The sequence below is a fragment of the Actinacidiphila yeochonensis CN732 genome, from assembly GCF_000745345.1.
GTDB lineage: Bacteria > Actinomycetota > Actinomycetes > Streptomycetales > Streptomycetaceae > Actinacidiphila > Actinacidiphila yeochonensis.
The window spans coordinates 252,084-262,169 of sequence record NZ_JQNR01000002.1 but is presented as its reverse complement, the minus strand read 5'-3'; the positions used below and the strand labels follow the sequence as shown (position 1 = coordinate 262,169).

Here is a 10,086-nt window from a genome sequence, read left to right as displayed (position 1 = left end):
ACGGCCAGCAGCCGGCGCACCCGGCGCAGGCCGTCCGCGAACTCCTGCTCGCTCAGGCCCAGATAGGACAGCTCCCCCCCGGTACCAGGCCAGCGCGGCCGTGCCGCCGGCCTCGAACCGCCAGTGCAGGTAGGCCGCCTGCGTCTGCATCCGGTTCCGGGGCACGCACAGCGCCGCCTCCATCGACCCCAGCCAGCTGTTGCAGCTCCTGCACAGCACACCCCGCACCCGGCCCGTCCCCGCGTCGTGGTCGACGGCGGCCGACTCCCTGCGCACGCACAGCTCGCAGTCGGGCGCTGCCGCAGCAGCCGGGCCCGCTCGGCGTTCGACATCCGCGCGTACAGCAGTTGCGGGGTACGGCGGGCCTGCCACTGATCGGCCGGCACCACCGGACCGGGACCGCGCGGGCCGGGTGCGGCGCGGGAAACGGGCGGGGCCCGTCCGCCGTACCCGCCGAGCGCCCGCCGCCCAGGGCGCCGGCGCCGGGCGGGCGCCCGGCGGGCTCAGCGCGTACCGGGGCGTCGGCGGGGGTGCCGGTGCGGCGCCGCCTGGCCAGCGCGGCCACCAGGCGTGTCCACCCCGCCATCGCCGTCTCCTCCCGGCCCGCGCCCCCCGGCTGCGGGAGAGCGCCGCCGGCCTCGGCCATCTTCTCCCTGGGCGGGCGGGCCCCCGGGGGTTCGACGGCGCGCAGTCGGGTGATCGTCTGGGCGGTGGTCGCGCAGGTCAGCGTGGGGACACCAGCACGCCGGGCAGTGCGGCCGGATCCTTGTCGGCGTCGTCCGCGTACGCGGTGGCGTACGACAGCTCCCCCGGGTCGTCGGCCCACGCCAGGACACGGCGCGCCCGCCCGCGCCACCCCGGTCCGGCCTTCACCTGGTCGCCCCAGCGGCTGCGGCCCTCCGCGCAGACCGTGCACTTCAGCCGGCCGCTGATCTCCCACACCTCCGGGTCGGTGGTGAAGCACGTCGGGCAACACCCCTCGGACCAGGCCGGCGGATGGCACGGCGTGGTCACCCAGGCCGTGATGATGATGTGGCCGCAGTACGAGCACTCGATGCCGTACAGGGCGTTCCGGTCGCAGCGCGGGCAGTGCTTGCCGGCCGGGACCTCCGCCGGAGCGCCGGCATCCCCGGACGTCTTGGCCGGGGCCGGCTCGACCGCGTCGGCGGGCTCCGCCGGAAGGCCGGCAGGCGGCACGTAGCCGCCCTCCGACTCCCATTCCTCGACCGGGTCGCCGGCCGTGGCCACCACGTCGAACAGGCCCTCGGACGCGCACCGCGGGGCGATCACCTCGACGTCGGCGCTCCCGTGGGCCGTGGCCACGAAGGCGCGCGGGTGCTTTCGGCCGTGCAGGAGCGGCAGGCACACCGCCTCGTCACGCCGGGCCCGGCGGCCGCCGACCGTGGCCACCACCACCGCCGAGGTCTGGCCCCGGTGGCCGTTCCAGCGCCCGGACTGCACGCGGTTCGCCCACACCTGGCCGGTGTACCGGACCCCGTCCACGGACCACGCCAGCATCACGCCCGGGGCGTAGCCGGCCGGGGCGAACTCCTCGAACTCCTGCGGCTCGCCCGGCCACATGTCCACCGGGCGCTCGCTGAACTCCGGCGTACCCGCACCGCGCTTTTCGACTTCACCGGCCAACTCCCGGGCCAGCGCCGCGAATCCGTCCCTCGCCTGCTGGTGCGCCCAGTCGGGCACCGTGGGCAGCGTGTAGGCCAGGCGGCCGTCCGCCGACTCGATCCGCAGCCGGTCGCCGCTCCCGGTCGCGTACGCGCGCCCGGTGCCGCTCGCGCCGATCAGCCGGCGCGCGTTGTCCGGGGTGCCCTCCGGCGCGGTCTGAGGCGTCTGCACCGGCTCCTGAAGCGGGGTGTCCAGGACCGGTCCCGCCGGGGCGTGCCGGTCCCGCGTCATCCCCGCAGCAGCCGGAACAGCCATGGCGGTGCGCTCGGTCATCAGGTGTCCATCTCTACTCGCAGGGTTGGCCGTTGGGGGTGGCGGGACGCCCCCGTCACCCGTGTGTGCCCGGGCCCGCGGAATGCCGCCGGCCCGGGCCCGCGGTGCTCACATCGCCATCCCGGCCCATTCCCGGTTGGCGATCTGCCGGGCGGCCTCCTCCGTGGCCACGAGGTCGAACATGAACGCGGTCGGGCGGCCCATCACCGGCGCGATGTTCCACACGCCGAACTTCTCGCCCTGCCGGGTGATCATCAGCCCCGTCGCGCGGCGCTTCCTGCTCCAGTGCAGAGCGACCTTCTCGCCGCGCTTCGGGCTTGCGGGCATCTCGCTGAACCGGCTCACTGGTCACTCCCCTGCGACGACATCACCCCCGCTCGGGGCGTTCATTAATCTACCCATCAAGATGTTGTGCGTCAAGTTTTATGTGTCACTCCCGGCGGGGGCCGCCCACCGGCACGGCGAGCGCCCGCCGAAGGCGCAGGCCGCGGAGCCGATTCGGCGCACCGCGGTGCGGCAAGGCGCCCCGGACCCGTCGGCCGGCGCACCCCAGCGCCGGGCGGCGCCCGGGCGGGACGGCAGGCCCCGGGACCCGGGAGCGCCGAGCCCCGCGGCCGGCCGCGGGTCAGCGTGCCGCAGAACGGCGGGAGTTCGCGCCGCCGCGGGTGCGCATGGTGGTCCCGGCCTCGGTGAGCAGGCGGTGCACGAACCCGTACGACCTCCCGCAGCCCTCGGCGAGCACCCGGACCGAGGCCCCCCTGTCGTACGCCTTCTTCAGCTCGGCCCCGAGCTTGAGCCGGGCCGGCCCGGTGACGTGGACGCGGCGTCCCAGCACGTCGGCTCTCCTCTCCTCTCTCCCGGCGGCGCCCGGGCGCTGGCCGGCTACGGGTGGCGTGCGGCGTCGACGTCGCCGGCGTTGACCAGCGCCTCCCTCAACTCCCGCCATGCGTCCGGGCGATCGGCCCCGGGCAGCACGGCTGCGGCGTCCAGCAGGGCGCGGGCGTGCCGCCGTACGGCCGCCTCCCGCCAGGTCCCGGGCGCCTGGGAGACCAGCACCGCGGCGAGCAGCAGGGCATCCGGCCGGCCGGGGTGGGCGGCGGCGCGCTCCGCGACGAGGTCGGCGTCGGTCAGGGCCGGGGAGTGCTCGGCGCTGGAGCGCATCAGCTCCAGCCACACCGCCTCGTCGAGGTCCGCGTCGGCGAACGCGCCGGCCCCGGCGAGCGCGCCGGCGGGCAGGCCGGCGGCGAGCGCGGCCCGCCACAGGACCACCGCCGCCCCCGCCCGGGCCTGCCCGGCCGGCGGGAGCGGGCTGCCGGCGCCGGTGTGCGGCGTGCCGGCGGCGATCGCCTCTAGCAGGCCCGAGACCGTGGCAACGCCCTCAGCGCTGTCGTCCCCGGCGCCGGTGGCGCCCGCCAACTCGGCCCACCAGGCGGCGGGTTCGCCCAGCAGGGCCGGATCGGCCAGCAGCGCGGCCGCGGTGCGGCCGGCAGCGCCCTGGGCGAGACCGGGGGCGTCGCGCAGCGCGCCGATCAGGCCGGCGCGGTCCAGGGCGGCGAGCAGCGGCGCACTGGGCGGCCCCCAGCGCAGCCACGACGCGGCCGGCGAGGGCCGGCCCGGGGTCAGCCGGTACAGGGCGGCGTGGTGCTCGGCGGCGAAGGCGGGGGCGTAGCGGTGCAGGGCCGGCAGCCGTACCCCGATCGCGGTGGCCACCGCCTCCTGGCCGGCGGCCGCGGGAAGCGCGCCGGCCACCGCCCGGAGCACCTCGGCCGGCATCTCCCCGTGGGCGCGGGCCTGGCCGGCGGCGTACTCGAGCAGGCACCCCAGCGCCCGCACCCGCGCATCCGACCCCAGCAGCGCCGGCTCCCCCGAACTCCCCGCCACGGGGGCGCCGTCCGCAAAAACGCCCGCGGCCCCGTCGCCGGCGGGAGCGGCGGGAGTGCTCTGCGCGGCGGGCCGGGTGAGCTCGGCGGCCAGGGCGTACAGGTGGTCCAGGACGTCCTTGTCCTGGCCCGCGTCCAGGACGGCCCCGGTGCGCCACACGGCGGTCAGCAGGTCGGCCAGGGCCTGGTCGGCGAAGAGCAGCCCGTCGCCCCGGCCGGCGGCCGTCCTCTGGCCGGCGCCGGGGGCCGGGCCGTCGAGGGCGCGGCGCAGGCCGAGCGCCGCGGTGACGGCGCCCGTGAGCGTCCTTCCGGGGAAGGCGCCGGGGCGCTCCGCGTGGAGGGCGGCCGCGGCGAGGTAGAACGCGCCGAGCTCCGGCAGCTCCAGGGCGGCCAGGACGGCGGACGGATCGGCGGTCCAGGCGGCCGGGTCGGCGGCGACGAGGCGGTGCAGGACCATCGCGTAGCCGTCTGCGCCGGCATCCGGTGCCGCGGCCAGCGCTGCGGCGGCCGCGAGCGGGCCGCCGGCCGTCTGCTCCAGGTCCCCGGCGGCCAGGACGGTGCTCTCCTTGACCGGTTCCAGGACGGGGGCGGTGCGCGGGTCGGACGGGCCGGCGGGCTGCAGCCGGCGCACCGCGTGAAGCACCAGCTCCCAGCCGGCCAGCACGCCCGCGGGCAGCACCGGCGACCAGTCCCACACCCGCAGCCACGAGGCGAGCGGCTCGGCGAGGCCGTCCGCCCGGTCGGCGCCGGCGGGAAGGACCTCCTCCACCGCGGCGGCCGGCGGCGGGGCGCCGAGCGCGGCGCGCACCCGCGTCTCCAACTCCCCGGCGCGCCCGGGCGGGCAGGTCCTGAACACGAGGTCGACGAGGCGGGCCGGCTCCGGGCCGGGCCCGGCGGCCACCAGGCGCGCCGTGAGCTCGAGGGCCCGCTCCCACCACTCGTTCACGTCCCCGGCGGCGGGCGTCGGGGACTGCCCGGCAGGTGCGGGCGGCCGGGCGGCGAGATGAGCGGCCACCAGGCGGTCGTGCAGCGGAGCGTCGACCGCGGCCAGCCGGGCCCAGGCGCAGGTGCGCAAGCCCAGGCCCACGCCGGCGTCCGCGTCGGCCGCGGCCAGGTCCAGGACGGTGCGCGCCAGCCCGGGACCGCCGTACGCGGCCGCATCGCCCGCGTGCACCAGGTCGAGGTCACCGCCGAACACCAGCGTCCGGGAGGCCCCGGGCAGCAGCGCGACGTCGCGGGCGAGCAGGCCGGCCAGCACCGCCCGGATCATCGCGACGTTCGGGTGCGCGCTGGCGGCGGGGCCGGCCGGGTAGGCCGTGCGCACCAACTCGCGCAGCAGCACCGCGACCTCGTGCCCGGGCAGCCGTGCCGCGCTCTGCTCGGCGATCCGCTCCCGCATCTCCTCCTCGGCCGCCAGCGCGGCCGCGACCAGCTCCTCGGCCGCGGCGCCGTCCCCGGTGCCGGCGGCCCGGGCCTCGGCGTCGGCCACCCGCTCGACGACGGCCCGCAACGCCAGGTGGCCGGCGTGCTCGTCCTCGACCGCGCCGGCCAGCAGTCCCTCCACCACCAGGACCCACTCCCGCCCCCGCCCCGTACGCGGAACGGCACGCGCCCACCGCGCCGCCAGGCGCAGCGTCGTCCCACCGCCGGCCCCCGCCCGCTCGCACCGCCGCGGTGTCGGCCAGGACGGCGCGCACCTGGTCGGCGCCGACGACGTCGGGGTGGGCCAGCGCGAGGCCCAGCAGCGCGTCAAGGGCCAGGCGGCCGGCCGCGGAGGCCTTCTGCGCCCGGCTGACCGCAGGGTCCTCATCGTCCGGCGCCGTCAGCCACTCCCGGACCGCGTCCGGGTCGACGCCGGCGACGTGGTCGAGGAACGCAGCGGCCGGCCACCGCCCGCCGGCAGCCCGGTCCGGCAGCAGCAGCTGCGGCGCGTACTCCTGCAGCACCCCCAGCCACAGCGGCGCCGGCTCGGAGCGGAAGAAGAAGTCGACGGCGCGCAGGTCCCACCAGCGGGCCAGCTCGGCGGCATCCGCCGCACCCGGGCCCTGGAGCGCGGCGAGCTGAAGGACCCGGGCAGCACGCTCCGGCAGCGGCACCAGCAACTCGCGCGCCGCCCCCAGGAGTTCGGTGTAGAGGAGAACGGCGTCACCGGGACCGGCCGCCCGGCCGTGCAAAATGCCCGACGCCAGCCCGTACACCTCGCCCCACACATCCAGCGCCCGCTCCTGCGCCCCGCCCACCGAGACACCCGTCAACCGCTCGACAATCCCGCGAGCCCGCCCCCGGTGATACCCACCCGGCCGGGCCAGCTCCCCGCGCAGCACCTCCGCCGCCCCCACCACCCGACCCCACCCCGCACCCGGCAGACCCCGCGGATCACCGGCACCGGTCCCGGCAGCACCGGTCCCGGCGCCCGGCACCTCCCGGCCGGCGGCCTCGACAGCCGACGCCCCGCACGAAGCAGCGGCACCCGGCGCCCCGACAGCGTCCACCGCCGCCAACACCTCCTCCGCCGCGGCCTGCAGGCCCACCGACCGCGGAGCCCCCGGCAGGCCCAGCAACGCGTCCGCCGCGGACCGCACACACGCCGCGGCCACCTCCGCCGGCCGCTCGAACCCCGCCCCCGTCAACGCCCGCCGCGCATCACGCAGCAGCCCCAACGCCCGCACACCCGCATCACCCTGCGCCGCCAACGCACCGGCCAGGACCTCATCAACCTCCGCCAGCACCACCCCGGACAACTCCGCCCCAGCCCGCACATCCCCGCCGACCGGCGGCATCTCGATACCCACCGGTGCACCGTAGAACCCCCACACCACACCCCGGACCCCAACCCCAACAACCCACCAACGAACCCACAACAACCACGACCCCCGCGGCACCGGCACGGACGGCACGGGCACGGGCGGACAGGCCCGGCGGCACGGGGCGGAGGCGCGGACGAGCGGCCGGAGGCGGCGCAGGCAGGCCCGGCGGCGGGACGGAGGCGGGACCCGGACGGCGGGGGCGCCAGCCAGAGGCGGGCGGCCGAACGCGCGGCGGGCGCCGGGAGCGGCAGACGGCAGCGGGCGCGGCGCGGGCGCGGGCGCGGCACGGGCGCGGCGCGGGCGCCGGGAGCGGGCAACGGCCAGGGCGGGCCGGAGGCGCGGGGCGCGGGCCGGGCGGCCGGAGGGCGCGGCACGGCGGGCGGCCGGAGGGCGCGGCGGCAGGCGGCGGGGCGCGGCAGGCGCAGCGGCGCGGCGGAGGGGCGGGCCGGCCCGAGGGCGCGGCACGGCGGGCGGCCCAGGGCGGGGCAGAGGCGCGGCACGGGGCGCGGCGACGGCAGCGGGCGCGGCGCGGCCGGAGGCGCGGCACGGCACGGGGCGCGGCGCGGCGGAAGGGACGGCGGGCGACGGCGGGCGACGGCGGGCGGGACGGCCCTACTCAATCTCGTCGATGCCAGAGAAAAGCTCGTCCCACAGGTACCTCTCGTCTGCCTCTATCTTGAGTCCGTAATACCGACGGTGTTCCTCGCCTTGCTGCTTGTAGAGGCTGGGATCCATCAGGGCCTCTACAAAGCCCACAGTCAGCACGCGAGCCGCGTCCGGGTCCTTCGCCCGCAATTGGGCCAGGTTCCTGTCCGCGCGCTGAGCCTGGGTGCCCTCCAGGAGCAATTCCTCAGCCCTGGCAACGATGCCTTCGGGCTCTGTCATGGGGCCTCCTCCACCACTCGAAACGGCCCATAAAGTTCGGCGCACAGTTTCACACAAGCCCGGGAGCAGCGCCGCAGGCCGGCGGGCGCGGGCCCGAGAGCGGCAGCACGGCCGGGAGGCGTGGACGGAGGTGGGAGAAGGACAGAACGACGGGCCGACAGAGCAGGCGCGGCCGTGCGCAGGAACCGCGGGGCGGTGTGTGGCACGGAGGCGACGACGCCTCGGACCGGGGCGGCCGAAGTGACATGTAATTCGAACAAGCGATCTAATGGCGGGATGGACGTGACCGACTTCCCCGCCGACCTGGTGCAGATACAAGCCGCCTGGTACGCCACCTACAACGCGCTCGCCATACCCCGCCCCCGTGACACCGCTGCCCTGCGACGCCGCCTGCTGGTCCTGTCCGTACGGCTGTGGTGGCATCCCTACTGGGATTCCGTCCCTTCGGTGCCGGCGGCCCGCTCCGAGCTGCGACAGGTGGCTCGTGCCCGGGCAGCGTGACCCGCACGCCTGCCGCGTGTCGTCATGCCCCCGGGCCAGCATCGGGTTCGCGCCCGCTACTGCCCCACAGAGCAGTCTGTCCCACCGCCTCGGGCGCCAACGTGAGTTGCTCGGGACTCGGCACGCGGACGTCGCGAGGATCGGTGCCATTAGCTCCGGTGAGGTCTTCGGACACTCGAAGGTCCAGAGCGGTCACGGTCGCATCGATCCGGGCCCACTGCTCATCAGTGAGATCGGGCAGCAGGGGCCGAAGGTGGTGGAGGGCGAAAGCGACGATGCTGTTCGCCGTGCAGTGCAGAAGGTTTGTGACGGCGACGGAGTGCGCGTCTTCGTGGAATTCTCCGCCGCCGGACAGGGCATAGGCGTTCGCGTACGCGTACGAGGCCCGCTCGCTGATGCTGTCGTGCGCAACGGCCCGCACCCCCGTGAGCCAGTCCGTGGTGAACAGCAGCTGTTGGATCGCGTCGCCGGGCACAGTGGTACCGGTCGCGGTGGTGACATCTTTCATAACCGGTCAACCTACGGCTCCGCCTGGACGACACGCCCCGGACGGCCGTGAACGCCCGGAGATGACCGCCCCCAACGGCGGAACACCGACGCAACCAGCACCCCGACGGCGGACTAAGACGGCACGACCGAACGCGGCGCGGGGCGGACGCCGAGATGGACGGCCCCGGGGGCGGGAGGCGGCCGGAGCAGTGACGGGAAGGCGTGCGGCCCGGGCGCCCGCTACCGTGACCGGGTGAACACCCCTGACGACCACCACCATCTGGCAAACCCCGCACATGAAGCCGCCGAGCTGACACACGAAGCAGCCGTCGCCCGCGTCCAGGACGCCAATCTCGCCCGGCTACGCCAGGAGGACGAGGACGCCGACCGGCTCTTCCCGCCCGGTCCGGCCTTCACCGACGCCTTGGTCAACGACGACGCTATGCGCCGGATCGGCGTCGCAACGGAGGCGTACGGGGCGGCTAAACACGCCGCAGGCCGTATGGAGCTGTTCCACCAGCTCTTCGACGGCACCAGCGACAACGACCTCCCCTGGACCGCGTAACGGGCCAGCTGCTGCGATGGGCCTACGGATCGACGCTGCCGAACTCGGACACCAAAGTGCCTCCGTTGCATAACCTCAGCGACCCGCTACCGGGCCGCTGGCTTGTCGCCGATGCCCGCCGGCCGTAGCTCGCCCGGTCCACCAGGGCGGGGGCGCACAGGCCGAACTTCGGCGAGAAGGCGCTCCCCGCCCACGTCCTGTCCCACCACCTCACCGGGAATGACACGGGAAGCGGACAGCGCGCGGCGGGCGGGAGGGAGCGCACGCGGAGCGATAGTGCCCTCAAGGACCTGCCGCGGGTGGATCAGCGCGAGAACCCGTAGCGCCAGCTCCTGGGGGACGCCGTCGAGGGTGATGTTCGCGGACGACCCGTCCGAGGCCAGGGTGATGTGGCCGCCGGCCAGTGCCGTCGACGTTTTGTCGTACTCCGGCGAGGACCAGTACGACCGGGTGCGGTCGGGTTCCCGCGCCGGGTCGTAGCCGCCCATGGCGTGCAGGCTGGGGATGGCGTCGGCGAGCCGGCGGTTGAAATGCCGGCGCGCCTGCCGTTCCTCTTCCGCCTTGCGCGCGGCCTGGATTGAGGCGTCCACAGTGGCCAGATAGCCGGGGAGGAAGCGGCGCACGATGTCCCGCGCGATTGCCGGGGCCGGACGGTCCATCGACACGGTGATCGAGTCGGCCCGCCAGCCGTGGTACTCCGTGGAGTAGCAGCCTTCCACTTTCAGCCGCCGCCCTGCGGCGCCCTTGAGGTACGACTTTTCCCGCCAGACCTGGATGCCCAGGTCACGGCCTTGATGGCGCAGAACAATGCCTCCGGAGTACAGCGCCGAGACTGTGTGGGCCCAGCCGCCGCCCTCGACCCCGTCCTCGTTGAGCTTCGCGGCCACCTGCCTTCCGAGCTGGTCGAACTGCGTGTGCACGGCCTGCCGCTCGGCCTCCACCTGCGCGCGGAAGTCGACCGCGGTCGACGACGTGGGGTCATCCAAGGTGTAGTCCTTTCGTC

At 76.1% G+C, this 10,086-nt stretch carries 10 protein-coding genes; 2 read left to right on the top strand and 8 right to left on the bottom strand.

Going from position 1 to position 10,086, the window contains the following annotated elements; all coding sequences use genetic code 11:
- The 6 genes from BS72_RS37635 to BS72_RS01725 all read right to left on the bottom strand — a co-directional run.
- A partial coding sequence (locus BS72_RS37635) for an endonuclease domain-containing protein (RefSeq protein ID WP_265736766.1) occupies positions 1 to 372 on the bottom strand: 372 nt, incomplete at its 3' end.
- Between the two features lie 351 nt (positions 373 to 723).
- Positions 724 to 1,956 (bottom strand): hypothetical protein, encoded by a 1,233-nt coding sequence (locus tag BS72_RS01745; RefSeq protein ID WP_157856128.1) that lies wholly within the window; start codon positions 1,954 to 1,956, stop codon positions 724 to 726.
- Between the two features lie 108 nt (positions 1,957 to 2,064).
- Positions 2,065 to 2,301, bottom strand: coding sequence for a hypothetical protein (locus BS72_RS01740; RefSeq protein ID WP_037905125.1), 237 nt, complete (start codon positions 2,299 to 2,301; stop codon positions 2,065 to 2,067).
- Between the two features lie 280 nt (positions 2,302 to 2,581).
- The gene (locus tag BS72_RS01735; RefSeq protein WP_037905128.1) at positions 2,582 to 2,791 is read right to left on the bottom strand and encodes a helix-turn-helix domain-containing protein; all 210 of its coding nucleotides are present in this window, start codon (positions 2,789 to 2,791) and stop codon (positions 2,582 to 2,584) included.
- 47 nt (positions 2,792 to 2,838) lie between these two features.
- Entirely contained in the window at positions 2,839 to 5,403 is a 2,565-nt protein-coding gene (locus BS72_RS36990; RefSeq protein WP_232792178.1) for a hypothetical protein, read from the bottom strand.
- Positions 5,404 to 7,255: 1,852 nt separating this feature from the next.
- Positions 7,256 to 7,528, bottom strand: a complete 273-nt coding sequence (locus BS72_RS01725; RefSeq protein WP_037905638.1) for a hypothetical protein — start codon at positions 7,526 to 7,528, stop codon at positions 7,256 to 7,258.
- Positions 7,529 to 7,804: 276 nt separating this feature from the next.
- On the opposite strand from BS72_RS01725, the gene BS72_RS01720 reads away from it, so the two are divergent.
- A complete protein-coding gene (locus BS72_RS01720; RefSeq protein ID WP_037905636.1) occupies positions 7,805 to 8,029 on the top strand; it encodes a hypothetical protein in 225 nt (74 codons plus the stop codon).
- Between the two features lie 22 nt (positions 8,030 to 8,051).
- Here the strand turns inward: BS72_RS01720 and BS72_RS01715 are convergent, their stop codons facing one another.
- Entirely contained in the window at positions 8,052 to 8,537 is a 486-nt protein-coding gene (locus BS72_RS01715; RefSeq protein ID WP_037905634.1) for a hypothetical protein, read from the bottom strand.
- Positions 8,538 to 8,771: 234 nt separating this feature from the next.
- Between BS72_RS01715 and BS72_RS01710 the strand changes: the two genes are divergently transcribed.
- A complete protein-coding gene (locus tag BS72_RS01710; RefSeq protein WP_037905631.1) occupies positions 8,772 to 9,083 on the top strand; it encodes a hypothetical protein in 312 nt (103 codons plus the stop codon).
- Positions 9,084 to 9,169: 86 nt separating this feature from the next.
- Here BS72_RS01710 and BS72_RS01705 read toward each other — a convergent pair whose 3' ends face one another.
- Entirely contained in the window at positions 9,170 to 10,069 is a 900-nt protein-coding gene (locus BS72_RS01705) for a hypothetical protein (RefSeq protein ID WP_051950499.1), read from the bottom strand.
- Positions 10,070 to 10,086: the final 17 nt, after the last annotated feature.

What these genes read in the sequence shown, in the direction of transcription:
- BS72_RS01745 (WP_157856128.1), bottom strand. Translation starts at nt 1,956, where the DNA reads ATGACCGAGCGCACCGCCATGGCTGTTCCGGCTGCTGCGGGGATGACG.
- BS72_RS01725 (WP_037905638.1), bottom strand. Translation starts at nt 7,528, where the DNA reads ATGACAGAGCCCGAAGGCATCGTTGCCAGGGCTGAGGAATTGCTCCTG.
- BS72_RS01720 (WP_037905636.1), top strand. Translation starts at nt 7,805, where the DNA reads ATGGACGTGACCGACTTCCCCGCCGACCTGGTGCAGATACAAGCCGCC.
- BS72_RS01715 (WP_037905634.1), bottom strand. Translation starts at nt 8,537, where the DNA reads ATGAAAGATGTCACCACCGCGACCGGTACCACTGTGCCCGGCGACGCG.